The organism is Ditibartonella apis, from assembly GCF_001952075.1.
Classification (GTDB): Bacteria; Pseudomonadota; Alphaproteobacteria; order Rhizobiales; family Rhizobiaceae; genus Bartonella; species Bartonella apis.
In genome coordinates, this window is record NZ_LXYU01000003.1 from 200,806 (window position 1) to 221,002 (window position 20,197).

Below are 20,197 nucleotides of genomic sequence, written 5' to 3' on the forward strand. Positions count from 1 at the left end.
ATGCAGCGGGGTTTAAGTAAAGGAAAAAGTAGAAAAGTGTTTTTCCGATTATCCCTTTTTTGATGGCAAAGCCGAAAACTAAGGGGCACTGGAAAAAAGTGTCGAGTGAAACAGCCGGAAACGGGGGGGTGGCAAAAAACGGGAAATGGGGTGATTGCTTTACTTTTTAAAAAGCGCAGAGATTTTTATAAGCCAGTATGATTTTTAAAAAGCGCGGTAATTTATCTATAGAGCAGGGGAATTGTTTTGAAGTTGGAAATTTTGATGGCGTGGCACATTTGTTTTGAGGGCAGGAGGCTCAAGGGGTAAAAGCGCTTCATCCCATAAGCTGTCGGGAATCTTTCCGGAAAGATTTTGTCTGGCTTAGAATCAATCTTGTACCAAGCGCATTAAGATCGAAATTTTTTGCCGAATTCAACCATTCATGAAGGATGCCGCCCACCACACACACAAGCACACGCGCGCCATCTTCCGGTTCCCAGTCTTCGGAAAGCATGTCGCGGCTTCGCGCCACGTAGAGCATGCGCGTAAAAAGGTCGAGCATGCTGTCATGGGCTTCCCTCAAGCGTAATATCATTTGCGAAAAATCATCGACATATTCGCAACGCAAAGTAATAATTGTCATGACACGCTGCTGGTGCTCGTCTTCGGCAAAACGGCTGAGCGAAGCACAAGCCGATTTTTCCAATACATCAATCGGATTGATCGAATCATTGCGGCTTACTTCATCAATAAGGTCTTCTTGCGGAAATTTGATGCGGTCGATAATTGCATTGTAAATGGCCGGTTTATCACGAAAATGGAAATAGATTGCGCCGCGCGTGACGCCAGCCCGTTCGGCAATTTCATTGAGCGAAGTTTTGGAAACACCTTTGGTTAAAAAAGCCATTTCTGCCGCATCAAGGATCGATTCACGTGTTTCGCTCGCTTCGGCTTTTGTCCGGCGCATATTATTTCCCCTTTTTGTCCCGTCATGACACCATAAACATAAAATTCTGTTTTAAAAAAACACGAAATCCTGTCTTGAAAAACGCGAAATCTTGATTGGAAAATGTTCAATTAAGTGTTTTCTGCCGGTTGTGACGCCTTATTATTGCTGCTATTAAGTGGTTATTAGCTGATTGGCTATTTACAAACATCCATGTATGTATATTTTACCGGACACGAAAAAAATATCAAGGTCTGACATCCTATGACACTATTAAGGAAATTATCGGCCGCTCTTGTTGTCGGCGTGCTGTCTTTTGGACTCGTTGCCTGTGGCAAACAGGAAAAGCATATGCCGCCTCCATCGCAGGCAAGCGGCAAGGTTATTCATCAGGCAGAGGTTCCGTTAAATTACGAATATGCAGCCCGTGTTGTTGCCTATCGTGAAACCGAAGTCCGTGCCCGTGTCGGTGGTATTCTCTTGCACCGCAACTTTGTTGAAGGCTCGGAAGTCAAGCAGGGCGAAATATTGTTCGAGATTGATCCGGACAAATACGAGGCTGCTGTCGCTTCGGCACGCGCACAGGTCGCGCAGGCGCAAGCCAATTACGACCAGTCGGTTCGTGATGCCGACCGTGCCGAGGAACTGGTCAAGCAAAAAGTCCAGTCAACTTCATTGCGCGATCAGGCTTTTGCCAAGCGCGATGCCGACGAAGCAACATTGATGCAGACAAAAGCCGAGTTGCGCACCGCCGAACTCAATCTCGAATATACAAAAGTGGCAGCGCCAATCAGTGGACTGACAAGTCGCGAGGCTGTTTCGGAAGGTTCTCTTATCGGAACCGACCCGTCTTCAAGCCTGCTCACCACAATCACTCAGTTTGACCCGATCTATGTCAACTTCTCGTTTGCCGATGGTGAATATGACCAGATTCGCCATTTGATGGACGAAATGCAGCAACGCGGCGAAAAGATTGATAATCTGAAAGTTACCGTCCGTCTTGGTGAAGGGGTTGATTATCCCGAACAAGGTACGGTCGATTTTACCTCACCGACAATTGACAAGCAGACAGGAACCTTGGGTGCACGTGCGGTTATCGCCAATCCCGATCGTCGTTTGGTTCCGGGTATGTTTGTACGCGTAACAGTTACCGGTATCAAAATGGCCAATGCCATGACCATTCCGGAATCCGCTCTGGTCCAAAACAGTGGTGGCCAGTTTGTCTATCTGTTGAAAAAGCCCGAGGCACCGAAAGCCGGCGAGAATGCTCCGCAAGGTGCACAACCTGCCGCACCGGCCGCCGCTAATGGACAGCCGCAAAAGGTGGCTGGCCGTTTGATGGTTGTCGAGCAACGTCCGGTCAAAGCCGTGCGTAAAATGCAAAACGGCGACTGGCTGATTGACAGCGTCAAATTCGATGAAAAAGACAAAAACAAGGTTGTTCAGGGGCTTCGTGACGGAGAGGAAGTTGTCACCGAAGGCCAGGTTTATATCGAACAGGGTCTGATGCGTATTCCTCAGGGGCAAAGCCTGATGGTCAATGTCACCGACGATGCGCCACAACAGGCACCTGACGGGGGCAATGCAAAAGCTTCGGGGCCCGCACAATGAGCTATAGTTTCTTCATTAACCGACCGGTTTTCGCGTCGGTTATATCCATTATCATCGTATTGGCCGGCTTTATGTGTATGCGCATATTGCCGATTGCCCAATATCCTGACCTGTTGCCACCGCAGGTGGTCGTTTCGGCGCAGTACCCCGGTGCCAGTGCCGAAACAGTTGCCCAGACCGTGGCTGTTCCTCTCGAACAGCAGATCAACGGCGTTGAAGACATGATCTATATGCAATCGACCAGCAATGCGTCCGGTACATTGCAGATTACTGTTACTTTTGCGCTCGGAACCGATCCTGATCAGGCAACCATTAACGTCAATAACCGCGTTCAGCGTGCTTTGACAACTTTGCCACAAGAAGTGCAACGTCTGGGTGTTGTTGCCGATAAACGCTCTTCATCCATCCTTGGCCTTGTTGCCATGCGTTCGACAACAAGTGCTTATGACCGGATTTATGTCGGCAACTATGCATTGCTTAACGTTGTTGACGATTTGAAACGTATTCCCGGTGTCGGCGATGCGCAGGTTCTCGGACACGTCGATTATTCGATGCGTATCTGGTTGCGGCCTGACAAGCTTGCCCAATATAACATGACGCCGACCGATGTTATCAATGCGGTCAAGGAACAGAATAACCAGTATCCTGTCGGTCGTATCGGTGAGCAGCCGGATATCAATGGTGCTTTCACCTATTCGGCAACGACGCAAGGTCGTCTTGTAACGAAAGAAGAATTCGGCGAAATTATTCTGCGTTCGGATGACACAGGTGCTTCTCTGCGTCTGAAAGATGTTGCGCGTATCGAACTCGGTACCCAGCAATATTTCATTGAATCCAATTTGAACGGCAACCCGATGGTGCCGATCCTGATCTTCCTGCAACCTGGGGCCAACGCGCTTGCCACCATGCAGTCGATCAAGAAACGTATGGATGAATTGAAAGTTGCCTTCCCTCCGGGGATCGAATATTCGGTACCTTACGATACCACCAAGTTCATTCAGGTTTCCGTCGAGGAAGTTGTCCACACCTTCATCGAAGCTATTCTGCTTGTTATCGTTGTTGTGTTCATCTTCCTGCAGAACTGGCGAGCGACGCTTATTCCGATTATCGCGGTGCCAATCTCTATTATCGGGACGTTTGCGGGCATTTACGTGCTCGGCTTCTCGATCAATATGTTGACACTGTTCGGGCTGGTGCTTGCCATCGGTATTGTGGTTGATGACGCGATTGTGGTGTTGGAAAACGTCGAACGCGTTATGTCGGAAGAAAAACTTTCGCCTCATGATGCTGCTATCAAGTCGATGAGCGAGGTTACAGGGCCGGTTGTTGCTATTGTGCTCGTTCTGTGCGCCGTGTTTATTCCTGTGTCGTTCATGGGCGGTATGGCCGGTGTTATGTATCAGCAATTTGCTGTTACTATTGCGATTTCGGTCGTCATCTCCGGTACTGTTGCTTTGACACTGACACCGGCTTTGTGCTCGCTGTTGTTGAAGCCGCGCCATAGCGAACCGATTGCACCGTTCCGCTGGTTTAACGAAACATTCCAGAAGATCACCAATCTTTATGTTTCGGGCGTCAGCTTCTTCGTCCATAAATTCTGGTACGGCATTGTCTGTTTCGTGCTGGTTTGTGTCTTTGCCGTCTTCATGTTCGAGAAGGTTCCTTCCTCCCTCGTTCCGGATGAAGATCAGGGCTATGTGCTTGCGGTTTCGTTCCTGCCTTCGGCTTCTTCGCTTGAAAGAACACAAGGTGTGGTTGACAAGGCCTATAAAATTCTCAAGCAGAACCCTGCGGTCGAAAACATTGCAGAGCTTGCCGGTTATGACCTGCTTTCAGGTGGTTTGAAGACAAGTTCGGGCGCCATGTTCGTCATGTTCAAGGATTGGAAAGACAGACCCGATCCGAAGGATGATGCGCGTGTGATTGCCCCGCAAGTGATCGGTATGACATCAGGCATCAAGGACGGTGTCACCGTTGCTTTCAACCCGCCTCCGATTACCGGCCTTTCGACAACCGGCGGTTTTGAAATGTATCTGCAGGACCGCGCCGGTGGCTCGATTGACGACCTCTATAAAATGACGATGAAACTCGTTCAGGCTGCCAACCAGCGTCCGGAATTGAAGAATGTCCGCACAACCTTTGACCCGAATGTGCCGAAGTATGACTTCCATGTCGACCGTGTCAAAGCCCGTGCGATGGATGTGCCGATCAACTCGATTTATGATGCCCTTTCGGCAACATTCGGTAACATCTATATCAACGACTTCACCCTTTATGGACGTAACTATCAGGTTAAAATCCAGTCTGAAGGCGAGTTCCGTAAAAGTGCAGAAGACATCAAGCAGGTCTTTGTGCGGTCGAATTCCGGCAGCATGATCCCGTTGAACACGCTGGTTCAAACAACGCGTATTACCGGTTCGGATCAGCTTGAACGCTTCAACGCTTTCTATGCCACCAAGATCATGGGTGATCCGGGTACCGGCTTTACCTCCGGTGATGCGATCAAGGCTATGACTGAAATTGCCGGCAAGGTTTTGCCCAATACCTACCAGATCGCCTGGACAGGTTCGGCCTATCAGGAAGTTGTGGCCGGTGGTGCCGGTTCAACTGCTATGATCTTCGGTATCATTATGGTGTTCCTGATTTTGGCTGCGCAATATGAACGCTGGAGCCTGCCTTTCGCAGTTGTGACGGCTGTGCCATTTGCGATTGCCGGCGCGTTGACATTCACCTATTTAAGGGGCCTCAGCAACGACGTCTATTTCCAGATCGGCCTCGTTACACTTGTGGGGCTGGCTGCGAAAAACGCTATTTTGATTGTCGAATTTGCTGTGCTCGAGCGTGAAAGCGGCAAATCGGCCATTGATGCGGCGATTTCTGCAGCTCGTCTTCGTTTCCGTCCGATTGTGATGACATCTTTGGCGTTTATCCTTGGTGTTGTCCCCTTGGCAAGATCCACCGGTGCCGGTTCCGCTAGCCGTCACGCAATTGGTACCGGTGTTATCGGCGGTATGTTGGCTGCAACATGTATTGCAACCTTCTTTATCCCGATGTTCTACAGGCTGTTTAGCGGAAACCGTGCCGGAAGAACTGCTGGTGGAGAGCCGACAAATGGCGGCGATGCACCGGAAGCTCAATCCGCACCCGACAAACAGTCCGGCAATAATGTCCAGCAAGCATGATTGCTTGTTGACAAAGCCAAAAACAAAACCCCGGTCTCCAACCGGGGTTTTTTATTATCCGGTTAAAGTGTTGCAATCGTTCCCATGGTCTAAAAACAGCGAATGGAACAAAGAAAAGTGCAGGACAAAGGCAAAGTCCTGAGGGGAAAATTTGAAAGTGTCGAACAGAAGGGGAGGCAGAAAAAGGCAAAAGCCGTTCGGGACAGGTACGGCTTGATAGGGGAGAAACGAAAAGGTGAAAACTGACGAATGAAGGAACGGGAAGGAGAACGAATAGAAAAGCGAAGGAACGGAAGAATAAGACACGGGAACGCAACGCCATGAGACCCGCGCGATGGCATTTATAGAAGCTATAGAAGGCAAAGGCAGCCGAAAATCAGGCAAAAACCTGAAAGTTTTGAGTTGAAATGAGGAAAGGCAGCCCGAAATCAGGTGAATCCAAAAAATCTAAAGCGTTTGAGCGTTTTAAAGCCTTGAGCAATCGTGTTCTATAAAAATATGAAAACCGTCAGCCAAACATATAAGCCGATGGTTTGAAAGTTTTTATGAAAATGGTTGAGGGGGTTATGAAAGACCTTCAATATTCCCGTTTTCATCAAGATGGATTTTTTCGGCCATAGGGTGGCGGGGAAGCCCCGGCATGGTCATGATATCACCGCAAATCACCACAACAAATCCGGCACCGGCACTCAATTTGACCTCGCGTACAGGAATAGTGAAATTTTCCGGTGCGCCCAACAATTTCGGGTCGGCAGAAAATGAATATTGCGTTTTTGCCATGCAGACCGGTAAAGTTCCATAGCCTTCCTCGTCCCAGGCCTTCAATTGGTTCAGAATATTGGTCGGAATATCGGCACCGCGCCCGCCATAAATCTCGCGCACGATGGTGTTGATCTTCTCTTCCAATGGCAAGTCGTCGGCATAGAGAGGGTGGAAGTTGCTTTTATTTTCTGAAATCAACTGCACGACAGCGCGCGCCAGCTCCTCGGCACCTTCACCACCTTTTTCCCAATGGCGGCAAATAATGGCCTGATGGTGGGTTTCAGCAACGGCTTTCTTTAAAACGTCTATTTCCGCGTCGGTATCGGAATTGAAATGATTAATTGCCACAATGACCGGCACACCATATTTTTCCATATTCGAAATATGGCGCAACAAATTGGCGGTGCCTTTTTTCAATGCCGCAACGTTTTCATGGGCAAGATCGCCTTTTGCAACGCCGCCATTCATTTTCAATGCACGGATTGTTGCAACAATCACCGTTGCGTCGGGTTTCAATCCGGCTTTTCGGCATTTGATATCGAAAAATTTTTCAGCTCCGAGATCAGCACCGAAACCCGCTTCCGTGACCACATAATTGGCAAGCTTCAATGCCGTTTTGGTGGCAATGACCGAGTTGCAGCCATGGGCAATATTGGCAAAAGGACCACCATGGATAAAAGCGGGATTGTGTTCGATTGTCTGCACCAGATTGGGCGCCAATGCATCGCGCAACAAAACCGCCATTGCGCCTTCTGCATGAATATCGGAAGCGGTGACCGGCGTTTTATCGTAACGGTAACCGATAATAATTTTACCGAGACGCTTTGTGAGATCGGCGAGGTTTTCGGAAAGGCAGAAGATTGCCATGATTTCGGACGCTACCGTAATATCGAAACCGCTTTGGCGGCAAAACCCGTTTTTGACCCCGCCAAGGGAAAGAACAATGTCACGAAGCGCGCGGTCATTCATGTCGACAACGCGTTTCCATGTAATCCTGCGGGAGTCGATATTCTGTTCATTGCCCCAATAAATGTGGTTGTCTACCATTGCAGCAAGAAGATTATTGGCCGATGTGATCGCATGAAAGTCACCGGTAAAATGCAAATTGATGTCTTCCATCGGAATGACTTGAGAACGTCCGCCACCGGCGGCTCCACCTTTTTGTCCGAAATTCGGGCCCAAGGATGGTTCGCGTAACGATGCGACAGCCTTTTTGCCGATGTGGTTGAGTGCATCGGTAAGACCGATTGTTGTTGTGGTTTTTCCTTCACCTGCCGGTGTCGGGTTAATGGCAGTCACCAGAATGAGTTTGCCGTTTTTATTGTTTTTGAGCGTCTCGATGTATTTTGCGCTGATTTTTGCTTTGTCATGACCATAAGGAACAATATCCTCGTAAGGAATATCAAGCTTGGCGGCAATGTCACGAATAGGCAGTTTGGTTGCTTGACGGGCTATTTCAATATCTGAAAGATTCATCAATATTCTCTATTATCAGGCGCAACAGGTAAAAATTGCGGTCATTCTTTTCGCCTTGGCAAAATGATCGCCATTTTGTCAATCAATGGGGGCTTTTTACCCCACATTTAACAATAATGCCATTTTTAACCGGCAATAAACATGACACTCCAATAAAAATTGTCTTTTCTCTTGGGCTTTAATCAAGACAAATTGCCTTTACAGGGCTTGATCGGCCGGACCAAGCTTAATTCCGCAAAATTATTGAATGGAAATAATTTTAAACAAAAACCGCAAGAAAACAGCAAAATTGCGCGAAAACCGCTTTGATATTTCGACTGCCAAAAATTTAACTCCGCAGTGGCACTGTTCTTTTCTGACAATTTATTTTTGAAGGAAGCCTCTCTCTGGAAGAATCATATGCCAGACGGAAACAGGTCAAAAAATAGCTGGAAATCGGTGGAGGGAGAAAATGAAGAGTAATGGTGAGAAAATGAAAGGTCAAAGGTTTCCACCCCGAAGCGCATATTTTTGACGACAGACGAGGAAAGTAAAGCGAATCACAATCCGTCACATCAGTACAGCCGCAAAAAGGGGCAGTACGAATCGAGAAACAAGGCCATCCGGATTGTTGATCCATTTTGCCGGCGTTTTTACAGGCATAGTCTCCAAAATCTTGAACTTAGCGTTTCAAGCTCGGGGATAAAACAAGCTTGTTTTAATAAAACCGGATCAGCCTGCCTTGGAAATGTATCAAAAGTGAGGTGGAGAAAAAGGGCAACAAGTCGGAAATCTGATAATCACAAGACAAGCGGTGAACAGCGCCGCAATGCGCAAATGGTTGAACGCTTCAAGCGGGAAATATCAAAACCGGCTGTTTTGTCCCATAATGATACAGAGATTACTTAAAATTGATGAGGAAAGAAAAATAGGCAATTTTTCCATTCAAAAAAGAATACCGCTTTTTTGAATAGTTGAACGGATTTTTTAAGAGAGTTTTTAAAAGGACGTTTTAGCCGGATTTAATAGACTTTCTCGTGCAGGATACAAATAATCGCGCTGCTTTTTCGCTTAACGTGCTGTTTTTGCGCTAAACGTGCTGCTTTCCCCATAAAGCCGATGAAATATTGATGCGCCACGGCGACCGGTTTTGTGCTTTTAATCAGCAAAAAGTACGGTGGCGCGGCATTTTTTAAGATGAAACAGCAAGACTTGGAGGCAGCACCTCGGGACCAAATTTTTTAAAAAATCAAAAAACCCTGTTTCCCGAAACGAAAGCCGTCACCAGAGACTTTATCGTTATGAAGGAAGCGATCAAGCGGATAGCTATTAAAAGCGATTATGCGGGAAGCGATCAAAAAAGGGGAAAAACGGCGGCTTTGGTAGCGGAGGAGGGATTTGAACCCCCGACACAAGGATTATGATTCCTCTGCTCTGACCTACTGAGCTACTCCGCCACAAAAAATGTCTTTTTAAAAAACATTTAGCCGTGGCGGCGATATAAGGGGTTCAATCCCACTCTGTCAAGCATCGTTTTTGAGCTTTTCTCTTGTCAATGGCGTTCATGACCGATATTGAACAGATAAGATATTGCTTTTTAGTTCAGCAATAAGGATAAGGCATAGACAATGGCTCCACGCGTAGCAGTTTTGGGATGTGGTTATTGGGGGAGCAATCACATACGTACCTTGAAAAGTCTGGGAGCGCTCGCAGCCGTTTCCGACGTGAATGTTCATCGTGCGGAAGGGTTTGCAGCAGAACACGATGTCGAGGCAATCCCCGTTGACGAGATTTTTACCCGTAAAGATATAGATGCAATGGTTCTGGCACTGCCGCCGCAGTTTCACGCGGAAAACGCTATCAGAGCGATAGAAGGCGGCAAGGATGTGCTGGTTGAAAAACCGATTGCGCTCAATGTCGAGGATGCAGAGCGCGAAGTGCGCATTGCAAAGGAACATAAGCGTATTTTTATGGTGGGGCATGTTTTGCGCTACCATCCGGCATTTGAAAAATTGCTTGAACTTGTCAATGAAGGGGCATTGGGCGAAGTGCGCTATATTCATGCCCACCGTCTCGGGCTTGGCAAATTCCATACCGAAAGTGATGCACTTTGGGATCTTGCGCCCCACGACCTTTCAATGATTCTGGCTATAACAAAATGCGAACCGTCGGAAATTCATGGCGAGGGCGCGGCGATCATCGACAACTTGTCCGATTTTGCCCATGTCCATATGAAGTTTCCCAATGGCATGCGTAGCCACCTTTTTGCTTCCCGCCTCAATCCCTATCGCGAACGTCGTTTGACGGTGGTTGGTACCAAAGCCATGGCCGTGTTTGATGATGTCGAGCCGTGGGGGAGAAAGCTTGCCATTTATCGTTTCGAGGTTTGGCAGGATAATAATCAATGGGCATTTACTGCGGATGAGCCGGAATATATTCCGGTTGAGGAAGCAATGCCGCTCACCCGCGAATTGCAGCATTTCCTGCACTGCATCGAAACCCGTGAGGAACCCCGCACCAATGGCGATGAAGCCATTGCCGTTCTGCGTATTCTGACGGCCGGCAGTGTCCACCATAAAGCAAAGGAAATTGCCGGTAAAACGCAGGCAAAAAATAAAGATACGGCGAAGAAATAATGTAAAAAGCTGTTACATGCGTCATAGAACTTTGATTACATATTGTTCGTCTAAGGCGTTATGTTAGGCAAGCCGTGCCAGTGAATGATTCGGCCAGCTAAACAATTGATAGCAACGGAGTGAATATGCAATTTATAGATCTTGGAGCGCAAAGGGCGCGTATTAAAGATAAAATCAATACGGCTATTGCCCATGTGATTGAAAGTGGCAAATATATTCTCGGGCCGGAAGTCGAAGAATTCGAAAAACGTATGGCCGATTATATCGGCGTCAAACATGTGATAGGCTGCTCGAACGGCACTGACGCATTGTTGATGCCGCTTATGGCTGAAAATATCGGACCGGGAGATGCTGTTTTCTGCCCAAGCTTTACATTTGCTGCAACCGCCGAAGTTGTTGCATTAACCGGTGCAGAACCGGTTTTTGTCGATATCCTGCCCGATACTTTCAATATGGATCCGGCAAAACTTGAAGAAGCCATTGCAATGATCAAAAAAGAAGGCCGCCTGACACCTCGGGCGATCATTCCGGTTGATCTCTTCGGTCTTCCTGCCGACTATAACAGAATTTCGGCAATTGCCGCCAAAGAAAACCTGTTTATCATTGAAGATGCCGCGCAAGCCATTGGCGGAAAACATGAAAATGCCATGTGCGGCGCTTTCGGCAATGTTGGTGCAACCAGCTTCTATCCGGCAAAGCCGCTCGGCTGCTATGGTGATGGTGGCGCAATGTTTACCGATGATGATGACCTTGCCGAACGTCTGCGTTCAATCTATTTCCACGGCAAAGGTTCATCCCAATATGACAATGTCCGCATCGGCTTGAACTCGCGTCTTGATACCATTCAGGCTGCTATTTTGTTGCAAAAACTCGATATTCTTGAAGACGAGATGGAAAAACGCGCCGTTATCGGCAAACGTTATAGCGACGGTTTGAAAGACGTTGTTAAAACTCCGAAAATCGAAAAAGGGTCACGCTCGGCCTTTGCCCAATACACAATCGTTGTCGAAGACCGTAATGGGCTTCAGGCGCATCTGAAAAATGCCGGTATTCCATCCATGATCTATTACATCAAGCCGTTGCATTTGCAGACTGCTTACCGTCATTTTCCGCAAGCCAAAGGTGGCCTGCCGGTTTCCGAACATGCAGCCGATCACGTTTTGAGCTTGCCGATGCATCCCTATTTGCCGGAAAGCGATCAGGATAAAATTATCGGCTTGATCAGAGAATTTTGTGGCAAGTGAGAAAAGCTTTGCTACTGCCAACCAGACGATCGGCAATAGCAATCAGAAATAAAGAAGAAGACCGGTTTTCGTGCCGGTCTTTTTTTGCCTGAAAAAAATTTATCGGACTGCAAATTTAAAACGTAGCAAATTTATCAGGTAACAAATTTATAGAGTAAGAAATTTATTCGTCTCAAAAACGTCTTTCTGATTGAGCTTATCTTTTCAATTCCGCTTGATGATTTTATCCTCACGCATGTCTTTATCCAGTGTGAAAGGAAAGGGGACGAGATCGCTTATTCAACAAAACATTGGCCGCAAATCTCAAGCCTCGGCTTTTGGTCCCAAAAAAATTTGTTCAGCTTTATTGAATTCAGAATTCGGGCAAGCTGTTCAATGAATGGATGAAAGGTAAAAGCTTGGAAAAGAAAAGACCAAGCACTCGAATAAAAACCGCGCTATCTGCCTGACAACCGGAAATGCTGAACAGGCTACAATCGGCAAGTGTTCTATTGCAAAGAATGGGAGAGGGTATCAGCCTTCTGGAATCCCTCGTTTCAATAAGGGATGAACGGCATATCCGCTCTTGAATCTTCTTGCCTTGATAAGGGAAGAACGGCACAGCCTTTCTAGAACACTCCGCCTTCAATCAAAAAACGTATGATGAAGAGGAAAGCGATAATCCACGTTGCCGGGTGCACCTCGCGCCATTTACCGGTAATTGTTTTCAAAATAGCATAGCTTATGAAGCCGAAGGCAAGGCCATTGGCGATGGAATAGGTAAACGGCATCAAAAGTGCAGTGAGTGCTGCCGGAACTGCCTCGACAATGTCGTCCCAGTTGATTTCGGCAAATTCGCGCATCATCAGACAGGCAACAAAAATCAATGCCGGAGCGGTGGCATAGGCGGGGATAGAAAGCGCGATAGGCGCAAAAAACAGAGCGAGCAGGAAGAACACACCGACGGTTATTGCCGTGAGCCCTGTGCGCCCGCCGGCAGCAACGCCGGAGGCACTTTCAACAAATGCGGTGGTCGAACTGGTGCCGATAAGGGAACCGGCAAGAATGGCCGTGCTATCGGCAAAAAGTGCGCGTCCGAGATTATTAGGTTTATCGTCGGGAATAAGACCGGCGCGTTTGCCAACGCCCACAAGTGTGCCGGTGGCATCGAATATTTCAACCAGTACAAAAACCAGAAGCACATGGAAAATGCCGGTATGTAATACGCCCACAATATCGAGCTTTAAAAAGGTCGGTGCAACAGAGGGGGGAAGTGCAATTCCGCCGGAATTTACCAGTGACTGGAAACTCTTGTAGCCGTCATCGGTAAAGATGAAAGAGAGAATTGTCACCGCGATAATGCCGATCAGAATGCCGCCGCGTATTTTGAAAGCATCAAGCGCAACAATAATAAAAAGCCCGATACCGGCGAGGACCGGCCCCGCTTTGGTTACATCGCCGAGCCCCACAAGAGTGGCATCGTTATTGATGATAATGCCCGCACTCTGGAACGCCACAATAGAAAGAAACATGCCGATACCGGCGCCGATGGCACTGCGCAACGACTTCGGCACGCCGGCAATCAGCCATTGCCTGACGCCGGTTGCTGTTAAAACAAGAAAGACAACGCCCGAAAGGAAAACTGCCCCCAAAGCCTGTTGCCAGCTATAGCCCATAGTAATGACAACCGAATAGGCAAAAAATGCATTGAGCCCCATACCGGGCGCCATGCCGATCGGCCAATTGGCAAGCAACCCCATGATGAAACAGCCGACTGCGGCAGCAATACAGGTTGCAACAAAAACCGCCCCTTTATCCATTCCGGCAGCCCCCAGAATGGTGGGGTTAACCGCAAGGATGTAGGACATAGTGAGGAAGGTTGTAAGACCAGCGCCGATTTCAATGCCGATGCGCGTATTGTTTGCTTTCAAGTGAAATAGTTTCTCAAGCATCCTGCCGATCCCTATTTGAACACCTTTTAAAGGTGGTTTTGCCGTTTTATTGCCGCTACCTGTCCGGCTTTACGTTTATACCATTTTGTCGGCCTTAGGCTATAAGGGGAAAAGTGTTCAAGGCAAACATATCGACTTTGATTCACAGTTTTCTCGCCAATCATTGCCGGTTTCGGGCGGGGAAGAACATCTCCTCACAAAAATGCGGCTGCATGCGTATCAGTTGTGGCCAACGCATTTTTTTTCAAAACAGTTCGCCAAAGTTTAAAGCCGGTTAGCTGAACAGAAGGTTCTGATATTTTAAAATCCGGATCTTTGTAATTTTTAGATGCAGACTTCCTCGAAGAGCAATAAAAGGCTTCATTATCAGAAAAAACTGCTTCTTCCGGTTTTTTAAAACAAACCTTCGGGCTTTTTCGGCAAATCAAAAAAAGCTTACGCCATGACGTTTTCAAAGCGCTGTGCTTTGTTTTTTCGGCAATTGGACACTTTTAAACATCAGTCGGGGTGGGTTTTAGTTCAAAACCCTTACGAACAAAGAATTGAAGGCTTTCTGCTGACGGAAAGCCGGTTTTCCAAAATAGCGTAACAACAGTTTTTAACAACGAAAAGGCCACAACAATAAAATTGGGGAGCGTGCCGGAAATCATCGAGCGCAACCGGAATTCAAGCCTGGAATTGTTTCAAGCAAAGATTTTAAGGCTTCTCGCAGAACTCGAGCTTTCGGTTTGGAAACCAAAAACAAAATAGTCTTAAGGCTTGGCGAACAAACTCAGCTTCAGATGCGCGATGAGGCGCTATCTTTCTGAAACAATTGTGTTTGGCTGTTCCATACTATTTGCTTGGGGCTTCTCGGGCTTTCAGATTTTATTGGCTTTTGTTGCAGTTTTGCGTTTTGCAGGCTTTTTGGGGGCAGATGTTTTATTCTGTTTTTGTTTTTCTGCCTTCAAATCGTTTTTGATGCGGGCTGCAAGGCTTTTTTTGCCGCGAGCCTGTTTGACAAGGTCGGGAATGGGAGAAGATGCACCTTCGGATATTGCAACGTTGGCAGTAAATTTTGCCGCAGTATCCATGATCTCTTCGCGCAGCTTATCCATATCGGCTTTGGTGATTTTGTTTTGTTGCAAGTCTTGTGTTGCTTCGGCAAGCTTGCTTTTCAAAGTTGCAACTTCATCTTCCAGACGTTTGATTTCGTTGGCCTCGACACGGTTTGCCGCTCGGGCTTTACGCTCTTCAATCAATTGGTCGCGAATTTCCTCCACGGTCTTTCCCTTATTACTTTCGAGTGTGGCAACAAGCTGTTTTTCGGTTTCAAGTTCCTCTTGCCCGTCTGCCAATTGTTCCGACAACAAGTTTGCGCGTTCATCGGCACCGCTCAGGCGCCAAAGCTCTTCTTTTGCGTGATCGAGTTCGCGCTTTTGGCTTGCATATTTTTCGCTAAGACGCTCGAATTTTTCGTCGCGCTTGACGAGTTCTACTGCCTGTTTTGCACGCAAAAAATCTCTATCTGCTTCGATTTCGGTGAGCGAAAGCGGCACACCCTGCGCGATCTGTTTGCGGGCAAGATAAAGCGCGCGCCGCCAGATTGCCGGAGCAAGCAGGATAAGAACGAGTGTCGTGGCAGCTATGCCAAGAATGAAAAACAGTACCGACTGGATAAGCATAAAAGGCCTCGGATGCCCGACAAATGTTTAAAACGGATTCCAGGTGGCTGCCGGTGTCAATTTCAGGTAACCGATATTGACACCCAAACGTGCGCCAACACCGGTTCTGACCGGTACCAGAAGGATATTTCCTTTCTTAAGCACATGAAAGCCCACACCTGCAACAAAATAAGCAGAGCCGGAAATACCGGCATAACGTCCCCAAAGATTGTTGACACTGTCAAGCTCGTAAACAAGAATCATCAAGCGCGAGCCTTGGCCGCCAATATCCCAACCGATTGTCGGCCCCTGCCAGAAAACCTTGTGATCGCCGACATTTTTTGTGTAAAGCGTGCCTTCACCATAGGTAAGCCCGCCGATAATAGCGCCGGAACCTTCTTCGCCGAGGATATAACCGTTCGGCAATCCATATTTGGCAAATACTTTTTCAATTGCGGTGGCCATACTGCCGGCAGCATCGCCGAAAAAGCGATGTCCGGAATCGATAATTTCCTGAGCAGTATAGCGCCCGTTTTGCTGTTGGGGCTGAGCTTGCAACGGGGTCAATCCGCCAATTGCGAACAATGTTGTAAACAAAGCCAACGCAAAGAGAAAAACGACTTTACGCCACTGAATACGGATGGAACCGGTCATAGTGTTTCACCTCTTCTGGTCACTCAATGGTTGGGTCTTTCATGATGTAAAGACCCGGTTTCTTCTGATTCTAACGGGCAAAGTTGTTTAAATTCTTAAAAACCATAAAAACGCTTAAAAATAGGCGGGATAATTTGCAAAAAGCCGGAGAAAGCGGGGATAAATGTAATTTCCAACTGTTCATATTTTTTGAGTTCTGTCCATGGAATCTTAAGGGTTTTGATTTAGAGCAAGGCCAAAACGTAGTTTTTGGAGTTTTTCATTATGCCTTTAGCTGTCACTTTGAGCCCCGCCGATCTTGCCGCATTGTTATGCAGCCGCATTTGCCACGACCTTATTTCGCCTGTCGGGGCAATCAATAACGGTGTCGAACTTTATGACGAAAGTGACGCACAGGAAGATGCCATAGAACTCATCCGCATGTCGGCGGTCAATGCATCGTCAAAACTGCAGTTTGCCCGCATTGCTTTCGGTGCGGCCGGATCAGCCGGAAGCGAGATTGATAGCGGTGATGCCGAAACAGTTGCCAAAAATTACATGGAAAACGAAAAAGGCAATCTTGATTGGAAGGCACCGCGTCTGCTTTTGCCAAAGAATGAAGTGAAGCTGTTGCTCAATCTTGTTCTGGTGGCAAACCTTTCCATTCCACGCGGTGGCGATATTGTCGTCGAGATCGGTGAAGAAAATGGTAAACGCGCTTTCCAACTCAAGGTAAGCGGAAAAATGTTGCGTGTGCCGCCGAAATTCCTTGAATTATATAATGGTCAGGTTCCTGAAGAACCGATTGATGCCCATAGCGTACAATTTTATTACACTTTGCTTTTGGCACAAATGGCCAATATGACAATCGGTGTTCAGGCCCAGCCGGAAATCATCACTTTTACAGCCAGCTGATAAGAGAACTGTTTGGTCATTTCTGTATCGCATTTTGCATTGTTTTTGCAAAATACTTGGTTTTTTTAAAAAAACATGCCGGTTAAAAAATCGGCATGCGCAAAACGTTTTTCTCTCATGCTATCATTCCCCTTTTCTTGTAGAAAAAACGCGGATGTTAACGGACGCTAAGCCGGGCGAGGGCGAAATAATTTTCCCGTGCCGAATGGTTTTTGCTTTGCCTATCAAATTTTTCTTTTGGTTCGATCTCCAAAGCCGCGCTTACGAATGAATAAAAAGCTTCAAGCATTTTTCTTTTCCAGTATTAAAACGTGCGTTTTAAAAGTTGGAACAGCCAAGCAATTTCCACCCGTTAAACAATTGTCATTTAAAAAATGCTTTGAAGAGTGCTTTCACGCATTTTTTAAAACTCCAGTTTGAAAATGCCCGGTCGTTAAACAAACTCTGGGTTTTTATAAGAATTGTTTAAAGGGATTTTCCTTCTTTAGGCGGAAGATCACCTTATTGATTAGCAGGATTGATAATGAGTGATAAAAACCGCAAAATTTATAGCCGGGAACTTGAAGCAAAGGCAGAAACCCGGGTGCCGGAAAACAGTGCCTTAACACCGACAAAAATGATGGTGCACCAATATGATAGGTGAAACATTAGAGGTGAAGCAAAAAAGAAAGCCGAAGACTTTTTTCCAAACGGAAAAGTCTCCGGCGCATTTATTCAAATCATCTGTCGTGAAACCAAATTTTTAAGAAAAATCAAGCAGTTTCGCGCATCGGTTCTTCTGTCGGTTCACGCAGCACATAACCGCGACCCCAAACAGTTTCGATGTAATTGACGCCACCGGAAACAGCATCCAGCTTCTTGCGCAGTTTGCAGATGAAAACGTCGATAATTTTTAGTTCCGGCTCGTCCATGCCACCATAAAGATGGTTCAAGAACATTTCCTTGGTCAAAGTTGTTCCCTTGCGCAGGGAGAGAAGTTCGAGCATCTGGTATTCTTTGCCGGTCAAATGAACGGGATGACCGCCGATTTCAACGGTTTTTGCATCAAGATTGACAACAAGGTCACCGGTCGCAATCACCGATTGGGCATGTCCCTTCGAACGGCGAACAATAGCATGAATGCGGGCAACCAATTCATCTTTATGAAATGGCTTGGTCATATAATCATCGGCGCCAAAGCCAAGGCCGCGCACTTTATCTTCAATGCCGCCCATGCCGGAAAGAATGAGGATTGGCGTTTTGACTTTGGAAAGACGCAAAGTGCGCAAAACTTCGTAACCCGACATATCAGGCAGGTTGAGGTCTAACAAAATGATATCGTAATCATATAATTTGCCTAGGTCTACACCTTCCTCTCCAAGGTCTGTTGTGTAGACGTTAAAGCTTTCCGATTTGAGCATAAGCTCGATGCTTGTCGCTGTCGCGTGGTCATCTTCAATCAATAAAACGCGCATATCCTATATCCCCTTTCCACTAGCCGAATCAGGCGTTATCGCGGTCAATGCAAACAACTGCGCCATGAACGTGCACAGTTGATTTAAAAAACACCATAAAATCATGATTTTAACCGAAACCATGATTTTACATTTCGGCAGCACTCAGAACAATTCGTTGCCTCTTTAACCAATCTGCATCAAAATGGTTAACAAAATATGATTCTCGTTGGCAAGAAGTTAATAAAATTTTATGAAAAAAACCTTGTATTACCTTGATTCAAGGTGATAAAAACTGAACAGATATGCTTAATTTTTACTTTAAGAAATTGCTCTAACCGATTCAACAGACTCACTGTTTCCGGTTTCAAAAAAGGCTTTTTTGTGTTGGAAAATGGCCTTTTGTTTACCGAGCTTTAAGGGACATCCGCTATAGTGCTCAAAGACCGTAAACAAATGGTTAAAAATCCTGCCCGATTTCGTTCGTTATAAGCGTCGGGTGGGGAACGCCGTGAACAAACCTGCCATCTCTTCGGGGAGCGTTCATGGTTCCTTTAACAAAAGGAGATAAACCGTTTGTCCGGTGAGTGTATGAGTATCAAGGTGTGAACGTGTTTTTGTTCACGGTAGTCAAGGAGTATTGCGTATGAAACCGCGTGAAAGTGTGGTTCGGTTGAAGATGTTCCAGGTGCGCGAAAAACGTCGCCAGATTTCTCAACTTGATATGATGATGGGCGAGTTCAATCGTATGGCAAGCGAGTTGGAAGCGCAGATTGTTAATGAAGAGCGCAAATCCGGTATTACCGATGTCAACCATTTTGCCTATCCCACTTTTGCACGTGCTGCCCGTCAACGGCGCGAAAACCTCATGAATTCCATTCGTGATTTGCAAATCCAGAAAGCATCCGGCGAAATGAAGCTGCATGAGCTCGAAGCCGAACTTGAGCGTGCAAAAGCTTTGGAAGAACGCGACGGCAAGGCATTGCCCGATGAAGATGCAGTGTTTGTCCAAAGCCGCTCGATGATCGGTTAAGACCGCGGTTTTAAATTCCACCTCGACGCCAATTCGACGGTCGTGGGCGAAAATAAACATCTTCAAGGAAACACGTTGCGGATATTTTGACCTTTCGGTCGTTAAGGGCACAGAGCGTTTTAACGGAAAACGGTTTTTCCCGTTTCTTTGACGATATTTAAAAATCGGGACCTCCAGCAAAGCACTAATTTTTCATGAAAACGCGCTTTCAACACAGCGTGGACAAAACCCGAAACTATTCTCCAGTGCCTACTGATGGCGGGCATGAAATGGTCGGTTGAAGAACCGGCCATTTTTTTCGTGCTTTCCTTATCTTTATGCTTTTTCTGATCTTTGCCCATTACATCCGGATTGTTCCTCGCAACAGTTTCTCACCTTTAGGCGGGCTTTGTGAGCACTCGAACATCATCCTTCCGGTCATGTCGCGCGATTTTTCCGATTATATCAACGTGTCATTCTCAAAAATCAGCCGATCAGCAGGGAATTTATTTCGATTTTGCGCTGAGGATTTTACCCGCCAGGCATTAAGCTCAAACACATGATTGCCTGCTTGATGTGCAAGGTTGAAGACAAGCCTCGCACTTAAATTAAGAAGAAGTTTTGAAATCACTTCTTTGTTGCGGGAGCCTCATACTTGACCGGAAATAGAGCCTTGGAATCCCTTTCGCCTGCCAAACAGGCTTGAGAAGAAAATGAGTCTTAAGCAGCAAAAAGAGGAGGAGGGGACGACCCTAAGATGGAAAAGAACCGCTCACCCGTCCGGAGGGGCTTTAAAAAAAGTTTTAAAAAAA

At 46.8% G+C, this 20,197-nt stretch carries 13 protein-coding genes and 1 tRNA gene; 6 read left to right on the forward strand and 8 right to left on the reverse strand.

Features of this window, described 5'->3' with window-relative positions:
• Window positions 1–316: 316 nt before the first annotated feature.
• The gene (locus PEB0122_RS07795; protein WP_075916569.1) at window positions 317–949 is read right to left on the reverse strand and encodes a TetR family transcriptional regulator; all 633 of its coding nucleotides are present in this window, start codon (window positions 947–949) and stop codon (window positions 317–319) included.
• Window positions 950–1,192: 243 nt separating this feature from the next.
• On the opposite strand from PEB0122_RS07795, the gene PEB0122_RS07800 reads away from it, so the two are divergent.
• Entirely contained in the window at window positions 1,193–2,539 is a 1,347-nt protein-coding gene (locus PEB0122_RS07800) for an efflux RND transporter periplasmic adaptor subunit (protein ID WP_075868951.1), read from the forward strand.
• A complete protein-coding gene (locus PEB0122_RS07805; protein WP_075868950.1) occupies window positions 2,536–5,721 on the forward strand; it encodes an efflux RND transporter permease subunit in 3,186 nt (1,061 codons plus the stop codon). The genes PEB0122_RS07800 and PEB0122_RS07805 overlap by 4 nt, the downstream gene beginning before the upstream one ends.
• 564 nt (window positions 5,722–6,285) lie before the next feature.
• On the opposite strand, the gene PEB0122_RS07810 is transcribed toward PEB0122_RS07805, so the two are convergent.
• Together PEB0122_RS07810 and PEB0122_RS07815 are read right to left on the reverse strand one after the other, a co-directional pair.
• A complete protein-coding gene (locus PEB0122_RS07810; protein ID WP_075868949.1) occupies window positions 6,286–7,959 on the reverse strand; it encodes a formate--tetrahydrofolate ligase in 1,674 nt (557 codons plus the stop codon).
• Between the two features lie 1,359 nt (window positions 7,960–9,318).
• Window positions 9,319–9,395 (reverse strand) — tRNA-Met (locus PEB0122_RS07815).
• A gap of 171 nt (window positions 9,396–9,566) precedes the next feature.
• Here PEB0122_RS07815 and PEB0122_RS07820 point away from each other — a divergent pair.
• Both PEB0122_RS07820 and PEB0122_RS07825 read left to right on the forward strand, forming a co-directional pair.
• The gene (locus tag PEB0122_RS07820) at window positions 9,567–10,574 is read left to right on the forward strand and encodes a Gfo/Idh/MocA family protein (protein WP_075868948.1); all 1,008 of its coding nucleotides are present in this window, start codon (window positions 9,567–9,569) and stop codon (window positions 10,572–10,574) included.
• Between the two features lie 125 nt (window positions 10,575–10,699).
• Window positions 10,700–11,818: a DegT/DnrJ/EryC1/StrS family aminotransferase gene (locus PEB0122_RS07825; RefSeq protein WP_075916571.1), complete on the forward strand. Its 1,119-nt coding sequence runs from the start codon at window positions 10,700–10,702 to the stop codon at window positions 11,816–11,818.
• A gap of 608 nt (window positions 11,819–12,426) precedes the next feature.
• On the opposite strand, the gene PEB0122_RS07830 is transcribed toward PEB0122_RS07825, so the two are convergent.
• From PEB0122_RS07830 to PEB0122_RS07845, 3 genes are all read right to left on the reverse strand, one after another.
• Complete coding sequence (locus PEB0122_RS07830; RefSeq protein WP_075914116.1) at window positions 12,427–13,749, reverse strand: NCS2 family permease; 1,323 nt, start codon at window positions 13,747–13,749, stop codon at window positions 12,427–12,429.
• An 860-nt stretch (window positions 13,750–14,609) separates the two neighbouring features.
• A complete protein-coding gene (locus tag PEB0122_RS07840) occupies window positions 14,610–15,413 on the reverse strand; it encodes a hypothetical protein (protein WP_075916575.1) in 804 nt (267 codons plus the stop codon).
• A gap of 27 nt (window positions 15,414–15,440) precedes the next feature.
• On the reverse strand, window positions 15,441–16,046 hold the full coding sequence (locus PEB0122_RS07845) for a DUF1134 domain-containing protein (protein ID WP_075868942.1): 606 nt from the start codon (window positions 16,044–16,046) through the stop codon (window positions 15,441–15,443).
• 264 nt (window positions 16,047–16,310) lie between these two features.
• On the opposite strand from PEB0122_RS07845, the gene chpT reads away from it, so the two are divergent.
• A complete protein-coding gene (gene chpT / locus PEB0122_RS07850; RefSeq protein WP_075916577.1) occupies window positions 16,311–16,940 on the forward strand; it encodes a histidine phosphotransferase ChpT in 630 nt (209 codons plus the stop codon).
• A 752-nt stretch (window positions 16,941–17,692) separates the two neighbouring features.
• On the opposite strand, the gene ctrA is transcribed toward chpT, so the two are convergent.
• Window positions 17,693–18,394, reverse strand: a complete 702-nt coding sequence (ctrA, locus tag PEB0122_RS07855) for a response regulator transcription factor CtrA (protein WP_075868939.1) — start codon at window positions 18,392–18,394, stop codon at window positions 17,693–17,695.
• A gap of 625 nt (window positions 18,395–19,019) precedes the next feature.
• Here ctrA and PEB0122_RS07860 point away from each other — a divergent pair.
• The gene (locus PEB0122_RS07860; RefSeq protein WP_075868938.1) at window positions 19,020–19,406 is read left to right on the forward strand and encodes a flagellar export protein FliJ; all 387 of its coding nucleotides are present in this window, start codon (window positions 19,020–19,022) and stop codon (window positions 19,404–19,406) included.
• Window positions 19,407–19,525: 119 nt separating this feature from the next.
• Here the strand turns inward: PEB0122_RS07860 and PEB0122_RS07865 are convergent, their stop codons facing one another.
• Window positions 19,526–19,747, reverse strand: a complete 222-nt coding sequence (locus PEB0122_RS07865) for a hypothetical protein (protein WP_075916579.1) — start codon at window positions 19,745–19,747, stop codon at window positions 19,526–19,528.
• Window positions 19,748–20,197 lie beyond the last annotated feature (450 nt).